At 69.2% G+C, this 17770-nt stretch carries 22 protein-coding genes and 1 pseudogene; 8 read left to right on the top strand and 15 right to left on the bottom strand.

Annotated features, from left to right (window positions below):
* Positions 1-20 precede the first annotated feature (20 nt).
* From NL115_RS15495 to NL115_RS15460, 8 genes and pseudogenes are all read right to left on the bottom strand, one after another.
* A pseudogene (locus tag NL115_RS15495) lies at positions 21-233 on the bottom strand (hypothetical protein); the annotation flags it as partial.
* A 24-nt stretch (positions 234-257) separates the two neighbouring features.
* The gene (locus NL115_RS15490; RefSeq protein ID WP_254830241.1) at positions 258-368 is read right to left on the bottom strand and encodes a DUF5615 family PIN-like protein; all 111 of its coding nucleotides are present in this window, start codon (positions 366-368) and stop codon (positions 258-260) included.
* 1 nt (position 369) lies between these two features.
* Complete coding sequence (locus tag NL115_RS15485; protein WP_254830240.1) at positions 370-663, bottom strand: DUF433 domain-containing protein; 294 nt, start codon at positions 661-663, stop codon at positions 370-372.
* A 71-nt stretch (positions 664-734) separates the two neighbouring features.
* Complete coding sequence (locus NL115_RS15480) at positions 735-1283, bottom strand: CBS domain-containing protein (protein ID WP_254821804.1); 549 nt, start codon at positions 1281-1283, stop codon at positions 735-737.
* 375 nt (positions 1284-1658) lie between these two features.
* Entirely contained in the window at positions 1659-2492 is an 834-nt protein-coding gene (locus tag NL115_RS15475) for a hypothetical protein (RefSeq protein ID WP_254830239.1), read from the bottom strand.
* 114 nt (positions 2493-2606) lie between these two features.
* Complete coding sequence (locus NL115_RS15470) at positions 2607-3212, bottom strand: RPA family protein (protein ID WP_254830238.1); 606 nt, start codon at positions 3210-3212, stop codon at positions 2607-2609.
* 1 nt (position 3213) lies between these two features.
* Complete coding sequence (locus tag NL115_RS15465; protein ID WP_254830237.1) at positions 3214-4152, bottom strand: replication factor A; 939 nt, start codon at positions 4150-4152, stop codon at positions 3214-3216.
* Positions 4153-4343: 191 nt separating this feature from the next.
* Positions 4344-4901 carry a GNAT family N-acetyltransferase gene (locus NL115_RS15460; RefSeq protein ID WP_254830236.1) on the bottom strand — a complete coding sequence of 186 codons (558 nt, stop codon included), beginning with the start codon at positions 4899-4901 and terminating at the stop codon, positions 4344-4346.
* Between the two features lie 128 nt (positions 4902-5029).
* Between NL115_RS15460 and NL115_RS15455 the strand changes: the two genes are divergently transcribed.
* Positions 5030-5317, top strand: a complete 288-nt coding sequence (locus tag NL115_RS15455) for a DUF7091 family protein (protein ID WP_254830235.1) — start codon at positions 5030-5032, stop codon at positions 5315-5317.
* 48 nt (positions 5318-5365) lie between these two features.
* Here NL115_RS15455 and NL115_RS15450 read toward each other — a convergent pair whose 3' ends face one another.
* A complete protein-coding gene (locus tag NL115_RS15450; protein ID WP_254830234.1) occupies positions 5366-5869 on the bottom strand; it encodes a TIGR04206 family protein in 504 nt (167 codons plus the stop codon).
* 123 nt (positions 5870-5992) lie between these two features.
* On the opposite strand from NL115_RS15450, the gene NL115_RS15445 reads away from it, so the two are divergent.
* The 4 genes from NL115_RS15445 (at position 5993) to NL115_RS15430 (ending at position 8918) form a co-directional block, all read left to right on the top strand.
* Positions 5993-6529: a transcription factor gene (locus NL115_RS15445; RefSeq protein ID WP_254830233.1), complete on the top strand. Its 537-nt coding sequence runs from the start codon at positions 5993-5995 to the stop codon at positions 6527-6529.
* Positions 6530-7219 (top strand): DUF2110 family protein, encoded by a 690-nt coding sequence (locus NL115_RS15440; protein ID WP_254830232.1) that lies wholly within the window; start codon positions 6530-6532, stop codon positions 7217-7219.
* On the top strand, positions 7216-8148 hold the full coding sequence (locus NL115_RS15435) for a DUF5803 family protein (RefSeq protein WP_254830231.1): 933 nt from the start codon (positions 7216-7218) through the stop codon (positions 8146-8148). The genes NL115_RS15440 and NL115_RS15435 overlap by 4 nt, the downstream gene beginning before the upstream one ends.
* A 68-nt stretch (positions 8149-8216) precedes the next feature.
* Positions 8217-8918 (top strand): competence/damage-inducible protein A, encoded by a 702-nt coding sequence (locus NL115_RS15430; protein ID WP_254830230.1) that lies wholly within the window; start codon positions 8217-8219, stop codon positions 8916-8918.
* Positions 8919-9086: 168 nt separating this feature from the next.
* Here the strand turns inward: NL115_RS15430 and NL115_RS15425 are convergent, their stop codons facing one another.
* The 5 genes from NL115_RS15425 to NL115_RS15405 all read right to left on the bottom strand — a co-directional run bounded on the left by NL115_RS15425 (position 9087) and on the right by NL115_RS15405 (position 14854).
* Positions 9087-9920, bottom strand: a complete 834-nt coding sequence (locus tag NL115_RS15425) for a helix-hairpin-helix domain-containing protein (RefSeq protein ID WP_254830229.1) — start codon at positions 9918-9920, stop codon at positions 9087-9089.
* A 65-nt stretch (positions 9921-9985) separates the two neighbouring features.
* A complete protein-coding gene (locus NL115_RS15420) occupies positions 9986-10789 on the bottom strand; it encodes a shikimate dehydrogenase (protein ID WP_254830228.1) in 804 nt (267 codons plus the stop codon).
* A gap of 54 nt (positions 10790-10843) precedes the next feature.
* A complete protein-coding gene (locus tag NL115_RS15415; RefSeq protein WP_254833101.1) occupies positions 10844-11896 on the bottom strand; it encodes an ABC transporter permease in 1053 nt (350 codons plus the stop codon).
* Positions 11897-12050: 154 nt separating this feature from the next.
* Positions 12051-13883 carry a PrsW family glutamic-type intramembrane protease gene (locus NL115_RS15410; protein WP_254830227.1) on the bottom strand — a complete coding sequence of 611 codons (1833 nt, stop codon included), beginning with the start codon at positions 13881-13883 and terminating at the stop codon, positions 12051-12053.
* Positions 13880-14854: an ABC transporter ATP-binding protein gene (locus NL115_RS15405; RefSeq protein WP_254830226.1), complete on the bottom strand. Its 975-nt coding sequence runs from the start codon at positions 14852-14854 to the stop codon at positions 13880-13882. Before NL115_RS15405 ends, NL115_RS15410 begins: the two co-directional genes overlap by 4 nt.
* A gap of 120 nt (positions 14855-14974) precedes the next feature.
* Here NL115_RS15405 and NL115_RS20640 point away from each other — a divergent pair, with 120 nt between their 5' ends.
* The 3 genes from NL115_RS20640 (at position 14975) to NL115_RS15395 (ending at position 16874) form a co-directional block, all read left to right on the top strand.
* Positions 14975-15109 (top strand): DUF7128 family protein, encoded by a 135-nt coding sequence (locus NL115_RS20640; RefSeq protein ID WP_286666910.1) that lies wholly within the window; start codon positions 14975-14977, stop codon positions 15107-15109.
* Positions 15110-15277: 168 nt separating this feature from the next.
* Positions 15278-15796 carry a DUF5804 family protein gene (locus NL115_RS15400; protein WP_254830225.1) on the top strand — a complete coding sequence of 173 codons (519 nt, stop codon included), beginning with the start codon at positions 15278-15280 and terminating at the stop codon, positions 15794-15796.
* A 43-nt stretch (positions 15797-15839) separates the two neighbouring features.
* Positions 15840-16874 (top strand): hypothetical protein, encoded by a 1035-nt coding sequence (locus tag NL115_RS15395; RefSeq protein ID WP_254830224.1) that lies wholly within the window; start codon positions 15840-15842, stop codon positions 16872-16874.
* Positions 16875-16942: 68 nt separating this feature from the next.
* On the opposite strand, the gene NL115_RS15390 is transcribed toward NL115_RS15395, so the two are convergent.
* Positions 16943-17590 carry a ribonuclease H-like domain-containing protein gene (locus NL115_RS15390; protein WP_254830223.1) on the bottom strand — a complete coding sequence of 216 codons (648 nt, stop codon included), beginning with the start codon at positions 17588-17590 and terminating at the stop codon, positions 16943-16945.
* Positions 17591-17770 lie beyond the last annotated feature (180 nt).

Here is a 17770-nt window from a genome sequence, read left to right as displayed (position 1 = left end):
AATAGAATTGTCCAGGAGTTTCAGACCCAATCATCGAGTTGTTCGTATCCGGCGAACGCGTCCCGGTCCGGATAGGTGTCCACCATGTGGATGAGGGCGGATGCCACCCGATGCCCTGGCATCGTGTCGTCGTAGAGGAGGACGATACCGGCGTGTTCGTCGTCCGCGACCGCGCCGAAGTCCGTCACGTCGCTGGTCACGACGACGCGGCTGGAATCCCGTGCGTACGGGAGGACATCGGCCTCGTCGTCCGCCCCTTACCCGAGCACGTCCCGGACGTGTTCAGCGTCGATTCCCTCCTTCTCGAGATACGTGACTGTCTTCGGGTCGACGTTCTCGTCGAGAAGGAAGCGCCACTCGCCGCCCATCTCACTGTCCGTCCGGGTCGACGCCCGCTGGCCGGTCGATACGCTTTCCGAACTGCTCGGCCGCCGCCTCCCGCTCGGTCTCGACCTCCCGCATCTCGCGCGGATGGTCGTGGTAGTACGCGAGAGCGTGGTAGATGTCAGCCACGTCCAGGTCGAACCGGTCGGCGACTGCCTCCGGGTCCTCTCCCCCCCGCTCGACGAGCGCGTGCACCTGCCGGACGCTGATTCGGCGTCCCGCGACGTGGGGCTCTCCCAGAAGGTCGTGGGCGACGCGACGCGTCTCACGCTCGGCCATACTCGTATTCGTCGGTGCAACCGCAAAAGCGTGCCGCCGCCCCTGCTGCCCGACTTCCGCGACCGCGCGACTCACCGGAGATGCGTCGCCACGTCGGCCTCGGTGATGATGCCCACCATCTCGCCACTCTCCATCACGATGATGGCGGGGTTGTGGTCGAGATAGTCGTTGATCTCGTCGAGCGTGGCGTCCCGTCCCACCGTGACGATGGACTCGCTCATCGACTCCGCCACCGGAATCTCGTCGACCTCGTCGGCACTGTAGTGGCGCACATCGGAGTTCGAGATGAGCCCGACGGGTGTCCCACCCTCGTCGACGACGGGTAACTGCGAGAACCCGGCCTCCCCCATCAGGTCGATGGCTGCCGCGACGCTGTCGTCGCGCGAGACGAAGGTCAGGTCCTCGTTCATGATGTCCTCGGCGCGCTTGATGGCGCCCTCGGCCTCGTTCATCGCGTTGACGATGCGCCGGAGGGTCGAGAGCCGCGGGTCCACGTCGCCGCCCTCGATGCGCGCGATGAGCGGCTGGGAGACGCCGGCCATCTCCGCCAGCTCGCTCTGGGTCATGTCGAGGTCCGTCTTCCGCCGTTCCCGGAGTTCGGCGGCCGTGGGCAGTTCCATGTTCGGCCGATTACTGTGGGTTATCACTAAAGCGTTCGGGTGCTAGGGGTGGCCCTGGTCTATTACGATTCGGTCCCCAGCGACAAGAGAGACTGCTACGAAGCCCTCGGCCGCTCGTGCCGCCGGGCCTCGCTGCGCTCCTCGACCTCACTACGTTCGGTCTGCGGTGCTTACGTCGTCCGGGCGGCGACGAGCGGCCTCGCCCTTCGAGTCCACCAGGAGACTGGAGGTGTCACGGGCGCGGTGGCCCTGCCCTTCCCCAGGTCGCGCGGGTTCGGCCGCTCCGGGCCTCACCACGCGCTCCCGGCCCGTGGATTACCCAGCGAGTGCGTCGTGCGTCGGCGGCCCGGTAGTCCCACAGCAGGGAATCGGTACTCACCGCTCGGCTGTGCTTGATGCCGCCACCCATGTAGCGGACCCGAGGACGAACCCGAACCAGATTCCAGCGGTGTCGGCGAACGTCGTCAGAAACTGCTGTCCCAGCTGGACATCGGCAGGGTGCAAAATCACGACAATCACGAAAAGCGTGAAGAATACCCCCATGCTGAGCATATGGAAGCCGAAGGAGCGTCGATAGGAAGGCATAATCCACCACTTGTCGGTTCCTCGAGCGTACATCGCCGTTTGAACGATACCCAGAGCGAGGAAGCTCCCGAGAAGCAGCGGGTGGAAACGGCGTCGGTACAGCGTGTCAACTCCGAGGACGACGAACAGTAGGAAGCTGATCAGTACGTCCCACCTGATACTCCGATTGAACCGCTCGCCGACGTACGCCCACAGCGCAACCAGCAGCGTGCCACCGTACCCGGCAGCCACGTCTACGAACCCCTGTTCGGTCGGACTGGCCGCAGGTGCCAGCATCGAGACGAGGCCGAAACGTGTCAGTGCCGTCAGGACGGGGACGAGCAACAGGATAACCACGAACGTGTAGCGGAACCACCGCTGTGCCCTGGCGTGAACGGCAAGGTGGTACGTGAGACCACCGGCGAGGAGATACGCGACGAGCGAGCCACCGAGATGGATGTTCGAAGGGTGGACGGAGACCCACGTCAGCAGCGTATATCCACGGAACTGGTCGTGAGAGAAGGCGAGCTGACTCCGGACCGCCCCAGGGACGGCGACGTGGATAGCAACGAGGAGCAGCGGAACCGACAGCAGAAGTCCCAGGCCGAAGACGGATGCCCTGTATCCCCTCTTCAGCCCACCCATGATTTCACGCTGAAACTGACAGGTATTAGGAGTTCGGCCTTACAGCGAGCGCATCGCTATCAGACGCGAAGAAATCGCAGAACGATTGACGAACGCTACGAACCGCGGAGGCGGTCAGTCGGCCGCGTCGGGCGCCGGCGCCTCGGCCGTCTCACCGTCGTCCAGCGACTCCAGCGCCGCGATGGCCTGGTCGCGGTAGGTGTCGACGGGCAGGTCGTACTGCTCGTCGGCCATGGCCGCGTACTCGCTGGTCTCCGGGTCGAACGCCTCGATGCGCTCGATGGTCCGCTCGGCCGTCTCGACGACCCAGCGGTCACGGGTCGCCTGGTCGACGACGGTGATGGACTCGGGGCGCAGCGAGACACGGACGTCGCCCTCGTCGGTCTCGTAGGTGCGGGGCTTGCCGACGATAGCGACGAACGTGGGCGTCTCCAGTTCGCGGAGCGCGGCGGCGGCCTCGGGCTGGTACTGCCCGGCGTACGTGAAGAACGTGCCCGTCGGGTCGACGATGCGGCCGCGCCAGTACTCCGACTCGTCGCCGACGTCCTCGGTCTCCATCAGGGTGCCGACGACGAACACGCGGTTGGCGCGCTCGCCCGTGGGCAGGAGCGCGTACAGGGGCGCGCGGTCGTCGTCGGACTCCTTGAACGTGTAGCCGGCGTCGTTGAACTCGCGGGCGAACGCGCGCCGCGCGACCTCGCGGGTGGGGATGGAACTCATGTCAGATCGACCTCGCCTTGATCAGCGTCGCTTCGGCATCGACGGGCCCGTCGAGCCGCTCTGTCTCGTTCGCCAGGACGTACCGGCCGAACGTCGGGCCGCGGACGCGGTAGTAGCGCCCCAGCACGTCCTCGCGCATCTCCTCGACCACGACCTCCGTGTCGAGCGCGTCCTTGGCCATGCCGATGGCCTCCTCCAGCCCGATGCCGGTGAGATCGGTGGTGGCCTCCTCGTCGAAGATGACCTCCGTCACCTCGTCACCGTCGTCCAGCACGCCCTTGATACGGAGGTCGTACTCGCCGTCGACCTCGCCGTGCTCGTTGCAGCGGCCGTTCTGGAGGACGCGCGTGCAGTCCTCCTCCGGGCAGCGCTTGACGAGCCCGCTCCCGTCCTGGATGTCGACCAGCGCGCCCTCGACCTCGGTGGCGTCGTCGCCGACCTCGATGGTCTCGTCGAGTTCGGTGATGCTGGTCGTCCGGTTGAGCTTCACGGAGTAGTTGCCTTCGTACTCGTCGGTGACGACGTTCCCGAGCGCGTAGGACTGGCCCTCCTCGAGCAGCGGGAGGTCGCTGGTCTCGAAGGCGACGAACTTGACCGTGCCTGACTCGTCACCGAGCAGCCCGACCTGCGCGACGGCGTCGCTCCGGGGCTCCCAGAGGTCCGCCACCGTCACGCGCAGGTCGACCCACTGCTCGTCCTGGTCGATCTCGGCCGCCTTGACCGAGGCGTTGCCGCCACCGCCGCCACCGCCGATCTCATCGCGCTCCATGCCCGCCTCGTCCAGATACGTCGAGACGACGCTGCGCCGGGCCTCGTCAGCCGGCACCTTGTACTCGTTCACGAGCGTCTCGAGGCGCTCCTGGACGTCCTCGACGGTGATATCGAGCTGGTCGGAGAACTGGTCGTGTACCTCTTCGGCGTGTCGCTGTAGGTCTGCCATGGGTTCGTTCCGCCTCCGCGTGTTTTCAATGGGAGGCGTACGCCGCTTGGCGCCGGATGGTATAAGAAGTTTCGCGACCGGGGTGGAAGTGTAATCGTGGCCTTCGATGCATCTATCGCCGGGTTCCTCGGCTCGGGTCAGGTCCTCCCGCCGGACCGCCTCCCGCCGGACCGCCGCCGGCCCGTCGACGGTCAGTCCGACCGGACGGTATCGGCTCCCGGCCACTCGCGCTGGAGGAGCCCGTAGAACTCGACATCGGCGTACTCGCCGTCTGCCATCGTCTTCTCACGCTGTGTCCCCTCGTGCGTGAATCCCAGTCGCTCCAGTACGGCGATGGAACCGTCGTTCGGCGCGAGCGCGTTCGCCGTGATGCGGCGGAGTCCCCGTTCCCGGAAGGCGAACGCGACCAGATTCGCCGCGGCCTCCGTCGCGTAGCCGTGTCCCCACCCCTCGGGGAACAACCAGAAGCTGAGGTTCGCCCAGCCGTCGGCCTCGTTCACGTAGTCGAGTTCGACCTGTCCGACCGGCTGCCCCCCGTGTTCACCCGCCTTCGGAACGACGAACAGCGAGACGCCGTCGTCGCTCGGAACGTCCTCGGCGACGGCCGACTCGCTCCGGGGCGCCCGGAATCCGGCGATGTACCGCCTGATATCGGGATGCATCCGGGCGCGCTGTACCACATCCGCGTCCCCTTCCTCGACCGTCCGGAGTTCGAGCCGTTCCGTCTCGATGAACACGGGCCCCGGCATACCGGCTCTTGCCCACGGAACCCACCTATCGCTTTCGCCGGAGCGTGGGCGTGGACGCACCGACGCGTACTGGAGCGCGGCCGGGAGCGCGCCGACGCGTCTTTGTGGCCGGGCACCCGTGAGTCGGTATGGGCGACCGACGGCGACTGAAGCGGTTCCTCCGGTCGAAGCTCCGCTCGGCGGGCCGACAGGTCGAGGAGGCCCGGCGGTCGTACGAGAGCGGACGCAACCAGGCGCTCGCGGGCCTCCCGACCGACGAGGAGGGCCGCGCCAAGCTCGTCTGCCGCCGCCACGCCGAGCGCCGGGCTGTCGACCTCGACGAGGCCGCCCGGCCGGTCTGCTACGACCCAGACAGCACGGACTGCCAGGGCTGCGTCGAAGATATCCGGGAAGGCCGCATCGAGACGTGGGAGTAGCCCCTCGGCTACGATAACAGATACTCCGAAGTATTCCGTTTCCCTCGATTACCCGTCCACCGGCGCCAGCATCAGCGCCCGGAGGCTGGGCCAGTAGTACCACCAGGCGACACCGAACATCAGTACCGCGCCGAACGGGACCGGGGTGTACGCGAGTCGGTGGCTGAACGCGTACGCGACGCCGAGGTGAGAGAGGCCCGCGAGAACGAGGATTCCGGCGGTGAAGCGTGCGTCCTCGCGGCCGACCAGTCCGGCCGCCGCGCTGGCGAGCGCGACGAGGTAGAACAGGATGGAGAGCGGGAGCAGTTCCGGATTCCGCGGCAGGCCGCCCTTCGCGACCACGAGGAGGGTGTACGTGTCGATGAGTTCCGGCGGGTTCGTGTTGACGAAGCCGAACGGGAACACGAGCGTCACCTCCCCATAGATGAGGATGACCGTCCACGGGACGACGGCGAGCGCCGCGATGGCGGCCAGTCGGCGCCCGGGGGAACCGTGCGGCTCCCCCCGGTCGGGAGTCAGTGGGGCGGGACCGCCCGCGGACGCATCGTCCATACCCGGTGTCAGGGAGCGACCTACTTCGGTCCCGCGAATCCAGCAGGCCGCCGCCGGCCGGCCGAGCGGAGACAGACGGCCCGAGCGGAAGTTTTACCCGGCGGACCGGCGGATTACACCGTAATGGCGTTCGAGGATCTACTCGAGGACCCCGTGATACAGAAGTACCTCCACGAGCTGGTGGGGCCGACCGGCATGCCGGTGGCGGCGGCCCCCCCGGACGGGGAGGTAACGGACGAGGAACTGGCCGAGGAGCTGGGGATGGAGCTCAACGACGTGCGTCGGGCCCTGTTCATCCTCTACGAGAACGACCTCGCGAGCTACCGACGGCTCCGCGACGAGGACTCCGGGTGGCTCACCTACCTCTGGACGTTCGAGTACGAGAACATCCCCGAGCGGCTCGAAGAGGAAATGCACCGGCTGCTCGAGGCGCTGGAGGAGCGCGAGGACTACGAGCGCGACAACGAGTTCTACCTCTGCGAGCAGGACTCCATCCGGTTCGAGTTCGGCGAGGCGATGGAGTTCGGCTTCCAGTGTCCCAACTGCGGCGGCGAACTCACCTCGATGTCCAACGAGCGGCTCGTCGACGCGATGGAGCAGCGTATCGCCGAGCTCCGCGAGGAACTCCACCTGCCCGCACCCGACGAGGCCGAGGCGTAGATGGTCGTTCTCGCGACGAAGCTCTACGTGGAGGGCGAGGCCCGGGAGCGAGCGCTCGACTCGCTACGCTCGCAGGTCGACAACACCATCGGCGAACTCGACGTCGAGTCCTCGCTGGGCATCCGTGACGACGACTTCCCGAGCGTCACCATCTCCGGGCCGGACGCGACGGCCGCGCGCAACGCGCTCGCCGAGGAGTGGGGCGAACTCACCCCGCACCGCGAGGCCGGCGGCACCTACGTCGGCACCCTCGCGCGCTGGGACGACGACGGGTTCACACTCGACGTCGGCTTCGGCGAGACGGTCCGCGTCCCGGCCGAGAACCTCGGACTGGGGCCGGGCGACGCCACACAGATCCGCCAGCGCTTCGGCCTCGTCCAGCACCTGCCGCTCACCTACACCATCGCAGAAGACGAGGAGGGCGACGAGGTGGCGTCACTCGCCGAAAGCGAGCAGGACCGGCTCTACGAGTGGACCCGTGGTACCGGCCGACTCAACGTCAACAGTGCTACGCGGGCGGAGGTCCGCGCCACCGTCAACCGCGCTGGCCACGCACAGGACATCGTGACCGTCGAGCGGCTGGGTCTGCTGGAGCAGTCGGTCGTCTGCAAGGAGGGGACCGACCCGCCGGGGCTGCTGTCGGCCGTCGGCGAGTACCTGCCCGCGGAGCTGCTGTGCGTCGTCCCATGACCGGAGACGTACCCGACGACGGGACGAACGACGGAGGCGCAGGCCCGTCACCGGGCAGTCGACGCCGTCTCGCGGCGGGTGTCGTGCTCCTCGGTGCACTCCTCGCGCTCGGTGGCTGTACCTCCGTGTTCGGCCCGGGCTCGGTCCAGTCCGGGTCGCTCGCAGAGGACCCGGGCGGCCAGTACGACTGGACGGCGGACGCCGACGGCTACATCGAGGTGAACAAGAACAACTTCACCTCCGTCTACGCCGTCGGCAACCGGACGACCGGGAGCCGGGAGGCGGGCGAGAACTTCACGATGGGGCTGTACACCCGCGACGCGCTCGGGACCGACCAGCCGGTCGACCCCATCTCGCTCCAGTTCCGGTACGAGAACGGCACCGTTCTCCGGTACCAGGAGACCGACGACGGGAACGCGAACCTCGTCATGCTGAAGGACGGCGAGACGGTCGACGTGCCGGACTCGAAGCTCGCGGTCTCGAAGTCACGCCGCCGGACGACGGTCCGGCTCCCGACCAACGAGACCGGGAAGCTGGCGTTCACCACGCCGAAGAACGGCAAGCAGGTGGCCACCCCGACGTTCGTCGAGGGCTCATACGAGATGGTCCTGCCCGAAGGTGCTCGCGTCGGCCTGCCCGTCCTGGCGCAGGTCCAGCCCACACGGACCAGCGCCGAGCGGGTCGACGGTCAGGTCCACGTCAGGTGGGACTCGGTCACGCGGGCCCGTTCCGTGCTGGTCCGCTACTACCTCCAGCGTGACCTCTTCCTGTTCGGCGGGCTGGTCGCACTGATGCTGGTGCTCGGCACGGGCGGGGCGCTCTACTACTACCTCCAGATCCGCGAGACCGTCAAACGCCGCGAGGAGGTCGGCCTCGACATCGACATCGAGGACGACGACGGGCGCGACCCGCCGCCGGGGATGGGGTAGCGCCCCGGCGAGAGAGACGGTCGTCCCATCGCGGGGCTCTTTTGCTCGGGGAGGACCAACGCCGAGCCATGCGCGTGGCCATCGTCACCGTCGGGGACGAGCTGCTGGTGGGCGACACGGTGAACACGAACGCGGCGTGGCTGGGCCGGCAGCTGGCCGAGCGTGGCGTCGATGTCGAGCGGGCGACGACCGTCCCCGACCGGGTGGCCGACATCGCGGGCGTGGTCACCGAGTACCGGGACCGGTACGACGCTGTCCTCGTCACGGGTGGACTCGGCCCGACCCACGACGACCTGACGATGGACGCCGTCGCGGCGGCGTTCGACGTGGCCGTCGAGGAGAGCGAGGTCGCGCTCGACTGGCTATCCGAGAGCGGCTACGCCCACGAGGACCTCGCGACGGGGACCGCGGACATCCCTGCCGGAGCCCGGCCGCTCCACAACGAGGAGGGCGTCGCGCCGGGCTGTGTCATCGAGAACGTCTACGTCCTCCCCGGCGTCCCGGCGGAGATGGAGTCGATGTTCGAGTCCATCGCCGGCCAGTTCGTCGGGAGCGAGACATACACGGCGTTCGTCACCGCCGACGAGCCCGAGAGCGCACTCATCGACCGATTCGCCGAGCTCCGCGAGCAGTTCGACGTCCAGGTCGGCTCCTACCCGGGCGAACACGTCCGGGTCAAGCTTCAGGGCCCCGAGGAACGCGTCGTGCAGGAGGCGGCCGCGTGGCTCCGCGAGCGGGTCGACGTCGTCGAGGAAGCCGAGGGGACGTGAGACGGGGCTACCGGAACAGGTAGACCGCCCACGCGATGGTGAAGGCGAGACTCGCGAGCCCGACGAGCCAGCCGGTCGCGTCGATGATACCGGTGTTCACGGCCTGCAGTGGTAGGTACATGGCGTGTCGTAGTCGGAGGTTTCTCTTAATCGATGTGGTTGCCGGCGTCAGTCCAGGCGTTCCCCGGCGCGCTCGACGAGCCGCGTGAGCCGTTTCTCTGAGATACCCGTCTCCTCGGCCAGCTCTGCCGGGTCAGCGGCCGCCAGCTCCGCGACCGTCTCGACACCCACGTCCGCGAGCTGGCTGGCGTACGCCGGCCCGATACCGCTCACGGTGTCGACCGGGTCGTCGTCGTCGCCCTCCGACTCCTCGGCGGGGTCGGACTCCTCGCTCACCGGACCGGCGGCCTCGGCCGGCTCCGCGGCCTCGTGCTCGTCGTCCTCCTCGCTGATACCGCCCGCGGCCTCGGCGGGTTCGGCGGCCGCACCCTCCTCCGGGGGCTCCTCGGTCACGCTCCCGGTGGAGGCCGCGGCGTCCGTGCCGGCCGCGGCCGCATCCTCGGTGCTGGCGGCGTCGGCCGCCTCCTCGTCTGCCGTCTCCTCGTCTGCCGTCTCCGCCTCTCCGTCCGTCGTCTCCTCCTCGTCGGCCTCGACCTCGGGTTCGCCCGCCGGGCTCTCGTCGACCGGCGCGGGCTCAGCCTCCGTATCGGGTTCGTCGGACGGACCAGCGGCCTCGGCCGGCTCCGCGGCCTCGTGCTCGGTACCGGCGTGGTCGGCCCCGGCGGTCCCGTCGGTCGCCTCGGCCGGCTCCGCAGCCCCCTCGTCCTCCGGGGGCTCCTCCGTGATGGACCCTGTCGAAGCAGTGGCGTCGGTGCCTTTCACCGCCGCCTCGTTCTCGGCGTCGGGGTCGTGCTCGACGGTCACGTCGGTCGACTCCGACCGGCTGTCGGAGTCCGTCGACTTCAGCCCCAGCAGTGACAGGATGGAGTCGAACAGCGTCATGTCCGAAGCGATGGCGGGGCTGGACTTAAACCCCAACACGATGGGCTGACGACCCGGGCAGCTCGCTAGAGTACCCCGCGCAGCGCCGCGTTCATCGCGTCGACGGGGGCCTGCTCACCGGTCCACAGTTCGAACGCCTCGACCCCCTGGAAGAGGAGCATCCACGCCCCGTCGACGGTCGTCGCACCGGCCGCCGCCGCATCGCGGAGGAGCCGCGTCTCGATGGGTGTATAGACGGCGTCGAGCACCGCGAGGTCACCGTGGAGCGCCTCGGCTGGCACCGGACTGGTGTCCTCCTCCATCCCGACGCTGGTGGCGTTGACCAGCAGGTCCGCGCCCGCGAGGAGGTCCGGCACGGCGTCGAGCGGGTGACCCGACGCCCCCGGAACCGCCGCGGCGAGGTCGGTGGCCTTCGACTCCGTGCGGTTGGCGATGGTCACGTCGACGCCCGCATCGGCGAGCGCGAACGCGGCCGCCCGCCCGGCCCCGCCCGCGCCCACGACGACCCCCGCGCCCTCGAGGGCGACATCGTGATGCTCGAACGCGCGCGTGACCCCGGCCGCGTCGGTGTTGTGCCCCGTAATGCGGTCGCCGCCGAAATCGAGCGTGTTCACGGCGCCGATGCGCTCGGCGAGCCCGTCGGCCTCGACGTCGGGGTGAGCCAGTGCGTCGCTCTTGAACGGGATGGTGACGTTCAGGCCGCGCACACCCAGCGCCCGCGCACCCGCGACGGCGTCATCGAACTCGTCAGGAGCGGGTTCGAACGTGACGTACCGGGCGTCGAGTCCCAGTTCCTCGTAGCCGGCCTCGTGCATCGGCGGCGACAGCGAGTGCCCCACCGGGTTGCCGAGGAGTCCGTACACCTGCATGGTCCACAGTGCGACGGACGGGGGATTGACGCTGGCGGTTCGGCCCGGGGCGGGCTACAGACCCTCGGCGTCGATGCGGGTCACGAACGAGCGGACCCCCAGGGCCACGGCGACGCCGGCGACGAGATATAGCACGACCAGCAGCCGGGAGAACTCGCCGGGCGAGTCGATGGCCAGCAGTGCGGCCGTGGTGGCTGGGTGCTCGGGGAGCAGGGCCGCGCCGGCGAACGCGCCGAGGACGCCCAGGGAGTAGAGCAACTGGGCCCGCTGGCGTTCCCGGACCACCAGCCCCAGCCCGATGCCGACGGCGACCAGTGCCAGGGAGAGCCCCGCCGTGAGCACGAGCAGCCCCGGCAGGTTCGCGACGGTGATGCCGTTCAGCGTCAGGAGCGCCATCCACAGCAGCGCCTGTGCCGGACCCAGGAACACCGCGCCCAGCGCCTTCCCGTCGGCGATGGCCGTCAGGGAGAGGGGCGCGACCTGCAGGAGTTCGAGCGTCCCCCGTTCGATCTCCTCGGTCACGATGTCGACCGCGACCGAGCCCGCGATGAAGACGGGCAGGAACAGCAACAGCGGGACGAGCACGGTGTACGAGAACCCGAAGTAGGGGCTCGCGCTCACCTCGCCCGGGAGCGGAATCACGGGTGCGTCGAGATACGCGGCGCGTTCCTGGCGCTCCTGGCGTTCGAGCGCCTCCAGCGTCTCACGTAACTGAGCGACGATGAGCGTCCCACGGAAGCTGTTGGCGGGCGCTGTCGCCTCGATGCGGACGCGGGTGCCGCCGCTCTCGTCCGCGTACCGCTCGGCGGCGACGAGCGCGTCGACCTGGTTCGCCTCGAACGCCGCGAGGGCGTCGTCCCGCGTGTCGTACCGGACAGCCGAGAGTCCCTCGCGACCGGCCCCGGCGGCGGCGACCACGTCGGCCGCCTCGCCGGTCACCCCGACGGTCACCTTGCCCTGCACCGCCGACGGGTCGTACAGCGACGTGAGCCCGACGACGAGGAACGAGGAGAACGCGGCGACGAACAGCTGGATGAGCAGCGCCAGGACGATGGTCTTCTCGCGGGTGAGCGAAGTGAGGTCACGCCTGGCGACCACGCCCCGCATTCGGAGCGCCCAGCCGAGGCCCCGCCCGCCCGAACTGGCGGGTTCCCCGCCGTCGGCCCGCGGCGTACCGTCCGCGGCGCCGTCCCCGCTGCTGCTCGCCTCCCCACCATCGGTCCGGATGGGACGACTGCCCGAGCCGAAGGAACCGGTTCGGTCAGACAAGGAAGACCACCACCGAGAGGTTGTAGACGACGTGCAGGAAGATGGCAGCCGTCAGGCCGAGCGCGTACCCGTCGCGGCTCCGGGTGGCACCCAGCGCCGAGAGCGTGGTCGTGACGACGTGGAGCGCGAGTGGGGCGAGCAACAGCAGGAGCGCCACGGCCGGCCCCGCGTTCGCGCCAGTCTGGAAGACGGCGCTCCCCTCCGATATCTGCTGGTCCAGCCCGACCACCTGGACGATGAGGGTGAGCTTCTCGGCGAGGAAGAAGCCGAAGCCGGCGAACGCGCCCGCGACGACGGCCGTCCGGGCCGTCCGCTCGTAGCGGGCGTGCATGAACCCGGCGTAGACCGGGAGCGACTTCGCCAGCTCCTCGATGACGGCCACGACCGTCAGGAGCAGCACGACCGAGAGCCCGCCCGGGAGCGCGAACAGCAGCGCGACGGCCATCAGCTCCGCGACGAAGACGAACGGGACGAGCGCCGCGACCACGAGCGTCAGCGAGCGCGGGCGGCTGATGCGGGCCGCGAGCGAGTCCATCGCCTTCAGATGGACGGGCCGCTGGGTGAACATATCCTCCTCGCGGTAGATGCCCGTGCCGAGCGTGAACAGGAGGAGCGCGGTCAGCGTGGTCGGGAGCAACGCGAACACGATACCGCCGAGGCCGACCGTCGCCCCCGTCAGGTCACGGACGACCAGCGTCAGCGGCGAGATGAGCGCCACGCTGCCGACATCCGTGAAGATGGCCGGGACGAACGCGAACGTCATCAGCAGCACGGAGATGGCGACGGTGACGAAGGTGAGCTCCTTGAACGAGCGCGCGAACATCGCGCCGACGAACGAGGCGGCCAGGAACAGGAGCGCCAGCGCCGCCACCGCGACCACCGACAGCAGGCTCCCGCTCCCGGTTCCGAGCGTGATGAGGCCCGTGATGGCGCCGGTGATGGCGATGGCGCCGACGAGGTAGGGGAGCGTCTTGCCGGCGACGATCTCGCGTGGCTTCACCGGCGCCACGAGCAGCAACTCCCCGCGCCGGTTGAGCCGCTCGCTCAGCACGGACGAGCCGTACGCCTGGATGACGAAGTTCAGCGGGATGACGAAGACGAACGCCAGCACCAGCGAGCCGAAGGGGAACGGGGGTGCGAGGTCACCCGGCGTCCCGGCCGTGGTGCCACTCCCGAAGACGCCGCCCGAGAGCCCCGGAACACCGAACTGGCCGCCACCGCCGCCCGACGGCAGGCCGCCGCCGTCACCGTCACCGTCGCCGCCCGCACCGCCGTCACTGCCAGTGCCGCCCTCACCGCCGCCACCCGTTCCCCCGTCACCGCCGCCACCCGTTCCCCCGTCACCGCCCGCTCCACCGTCGCTGCCGGTATCGACCGAGCCACGGTCGGCGTACCGCAGCGAGACGGGGAAGACGGGGTAGGCGGCCGAGGCGTTGGTCTCGTTCAGCATCCGGCGGTCGTTGAACTGCTGGACCGTGGTCCGGAGCTCGGCGACCGCCGCGCGGCCCTTCTCCGAGTCCGCGGCGACCAGCGACCGCTCCTGGATGACGATGTCGGCCCCGCCGGCCGCGAGGAGTCCCGGTTCGGGCTCGACGACCCGGAACGTGTCGTCGCTCGCCACAGCCGGGTGGAAGACGCTGTCCTCCGCGACGCCGACGCGGTAGATGCCCTCGTCGAGCGCGAACCCGCCACCCGCGACGACCGGCGCGAGCGCGAACGCGAAGAGGATGCCGACGACCGCCACCGCCACGGTTCGACGGTCGAGGCCGCCGGCGTTCTTCGTGACCTCCCAGCGGGCGATGCGGAGGACCGTCCGTGGCCTCACTCGTCGGCCCCCGGCGGCGTCGCGCGGGCCGTCTCCGTGTCCTCGCCGGCCGCCCCGTCGGCGGCACGCCGGGCGACGGCTCGTTCGGCCTCGCTCTCACCCTCGGCGAGGTCGAGGAAGACGCGTTCCAGCGACGGGTCCTCGGTTCGGATGTCGACCATCTGCCCCCCTGCGGCCTCGGCGGCCTCGCGGGTCGCATCCACCGCATCCATCGACTCGACGGTCCGCTCGTGGCGCTCGCCGGCGCTCCCCTCGACGGGCGTCGAGCCCTCGACGGGCACGGAGGTGTAGACGTGGTACGTGGTGCGGCCGTACTGCGCGCGCAGCTCCTCGACGCTGCCGCGGGCGACGATGCGCCCCTCGTTCATGATGGCGATGCGGTCACAGATGGACTCGACGTGGTACAGGTTGTGCGCCGAGAAGACGACCGTCTTGCCCTCGTCCGCGAGGTCGCGCGTGAAGTCGATGATGTAGTTCGTCGTCAGCGGGTCCAGTCCCGAGGCGGGTTCGTCGTACACCAGCACGTCGGGGTCGTTGACCAGCGAGCGGGCGATGGCGACCTTCCGCTTCATCCCCTTCGACATGTCGCCGAGCGGGCGCTCGCGATATTCGAGGTCGAGCCGGTCCAGCGTGTCGTGGATACGGGTCTCCGCGACATCGCGGTCCACGTCGTAGAGGTCCGCGAAGAAGGTGAGATACGAGATGGGTGTCATCTCCTCGTACAGCGGCGACTCCTCGGGGAGGAAGCCGAGCTGCTGGCGCATCCGCGGGTCCGAGGCGTCGTAGCCCGCGACCTCGGCGCTGCCGCTCGTCGGCTCCAGCAGGCCGGCAAGCGTCTTCAGCGTCGTCGTCTTGCCGGCGCCGTTGGGCCCGATGATGCCGAACACCTCGCCTCCCTCGACCGTGAAGCTCGACCCCTCGACGGCGACGAAGTCACCGTACTCCTTGCGCAGGTCCCGGACCTCTATCATTCGTCGGTGCGAGGGACGCACGAGACTTAAGTCCGGGCCCCACTTCGCGCCCCGTCACCCGGTGCCCACCGATGGCCACCCGGAGTAACACATTTGTCCGCGGGCGGTCAGGTTCCCCACATGGTCGCCGAAACAAGCCGCGAGGGCGAGACGTGGTACGAGTGCGAGGCGTGTGGCCTCCTGTTCGACGACCCGGACGACGCGGCGGCCCACGAGGAGAACTGCGACGCGGAGGAACCCTCCTACATCCAGTGAGGCGCGGCCGACCACCCCGGCGGGTCGCCCCACCCGCCATCCCGATGGCTCGCCGCACCAGCCACGCGGACCGCTTGCCGCACCCGGACCGCTTGCCGCACCCGGACCGCTTGCCGCACCCGCTACCCCGGTCGAAACCGCTTTGAGTGCGCCCCCGGCAGTCGAGGTATGGCGCGGGTCTGTCTGCTGGGTGACGACGACGTGGACCTCCGGTACGAGTTGCTCTCGCGAGAGACCGCCCGCGAGGCGCTCGCGACCTACGACCTCCGGCAGCCGTACCACAACTCCGTGGCGCTGGAGACGGTCTCGCTCGGCGCCGCCGTCTCCCTGCTGAACGACCTGAACTGGTACCTCGTCCGCTTCGTCGACGAGGCACTCGTGCTGGAACCGTCGGTCAGCGACACGGAGTGGCTCGCGCGCGACCTCGCGAGCGACCTCCGCGACGACCGCATCACGCCCGACGAGAGCGACCGCTTCCTCAAGGTGTACGGCGTCGTGGCGGCCGACGAGGAGGACGCGGCTGCGGACGGCGACGAAGGGAGCGACGGGACCCACCGCGGCCCCGACCGCCGCCTCGTCGACCCGATGTTCGTCACACGGACGGGCCCGGAACTCCCCGACTACGACCTGCGGGACGTGGACGAGACGGTCGTCGTCCGCGTCACGGAGGGTGAATTCGGCGCTTGAGCCTCCGTCCGGTTGAAGTGACACGGCGTTCGGCCTTCAGATGATGTCGACGCCCTCCTCCACCGACAGCCGCAGTGACCGCCGCGAGGCGCCGTCCACCGCGTCGTACTTCTCACGCGGCTTCGGCGTGCTGGCCAGCCGCCCGTGGCTCGCGCTCGTCCCGCTCGTCGCCGGCCTCCTGTCGCCTGACCAGCTCGAACGCGCCGCGCGTGCCGACGTGACGATGCAGATAAACTTCGGCCTCCCGACGCCGGTCGCCGGGGTCTGGACGTTCCTGAACGCGCCGACCGAGTCTGGCGTCTCCGTGTTCGGCTACTCCAGCACCGCCGTCGCGAACCAGCCGGAGCTCCTCGTCACCGGGATAGGTGTCGCGGTCGGGAGCCTGCTCCTCGTCGGCCTCCTGACCGCCATCTACCTCGGGTCCATCGACGACGCGCTGGCGGGACGGTCCGGCGACCCGGTGGAGAACCTGCGCCGGTACGCTCCCGTGACGCTCGCGTTCGCCGCGCTCCAGGTCTGCTTCCTGCTGGTCCTGCTGATCCTCGGCGGTGGAATCCTCGCAGCCGGGGGCATCGCCACCGCGCTGTTCGTTCCGGTGTTCGTCGTGGCGCTCGTCGGCTACTACCTGCTTGCACCCGGGGTCTACGCGGGTGTCGCCGCGGACCTCGGCCCGCGCCGGGCGTTCCGGCTCGGTGCCAGAATCGCGCTCACGGCCAACTACCTCGTCTTCGCGCTGACCTACGCCGCCCTCGTGGCGGTCTGCTCGGTGCCGCTCTCCTCGGTGGCGTTCTCGGCGGGGCTGCCCAGTATCCTCCTGACGGCGCTCGTCGCCGCGCCCGTGGGCCTCGCGCTGAACGCCGCCACGATGGCGTTCGTCAGGCACCGGGTCGGCGAAGCGAGCGCCGGCCCGCAGCCACCGGCCGACGACGGCGGGCCGGATTCGGGACGATACGACGAGAAGGGGCGTGGAATCGATGGAATCGAGATGGGGATGGGCCCGGCAGAGGAGCGGGACCCCGCGGAAGAGGTGGGCCCCGCAGACGACGGCAACGAATCGGAAGGGAAAGATAGTAGATAGCGTGTTAGCTGTATTATGCCCCAACTTTCACTATATTCCAGTTATTTTAAATATATATCCCCACCCAATCAGAAATCTCGTCGTGTTCCCGCGAACGCCGGCTCGAACGGTGTCCCCACGTCCCCGTAGTAGACGAGGAAGTTGTTCTCGAGGTCGCTCCGGAGGTAGTGTTCGACGACCGCACGGAGGCCGGTGCCGTCTCCGGCCCGGACGGCGTCGAGGTACTCCGGGCCGAGTTCCTCGCCGAAGCGGCTGTTCGTCACCGGCTCCCCCCGCCAGTGCGTCTCGGCTGGAGTGGCGTCGTAGGCCGCGACACACTCCTCCAGACTCGGCCACTTCCGGCCGGTCTCGTCCGCGCGTCGCTTCCGGTCGGCGTAGAGGTCGAGGTGGTCGACGGGTGGGAGCGCGACCGGGTCGGCGTCGTGGGCCCGCAGCCGGTCGTGCAGGAAGGGGATATCGAACTCGGCGCCGTTGTACGTGACGAGCCGGTCGGCCCCGTACGAGGCCAGCCGGTCGAGTGCGTCGCGGATGACGGCCGGCTCGTCGTCCCCCTCGCGGAGGAGACAGTCGTACACTGCCTCCGACCCGGGCGTGCCGCGCTCGTGGACGCCGACGCCGACGGCGACCACCTCGCCCGACTCCGGTTTCCAGTGGGTCGTCTCGATGTCGAGCGTCGCCACCCGCTCTACCCCGTCGTCCGCCCGGTCGAAGTGCATCCTGTCCGGCTCCGACTGCGAGCCCGCATATAACTGTACGGAGACCGGAGCGGTAGTGGAATCGGCTTTCTTGGAGCGCCTCTGACTCGTTCAGAACGATATCACAGAGACCGGTTCCGCAGACACATCGACCCCGGAACCCCAATCGTGCACGTTAAGGTGGAAATTGTACAAAATCGA

This window comes from Haloglomus salinum, assembly GCF_024298825.1.
In the GTDB taxonomy this organism is placed as follows: Archaea; Halobacteriota; Halobacteria; order Halobacteriales; family Haloarculaceae; genus Haloglomus; species Haloglomus salinum.
Note: the sequence above shows the minus strand (reverse complement) of the source record. Positions and strands in the feature narration are given on the sequence as shown.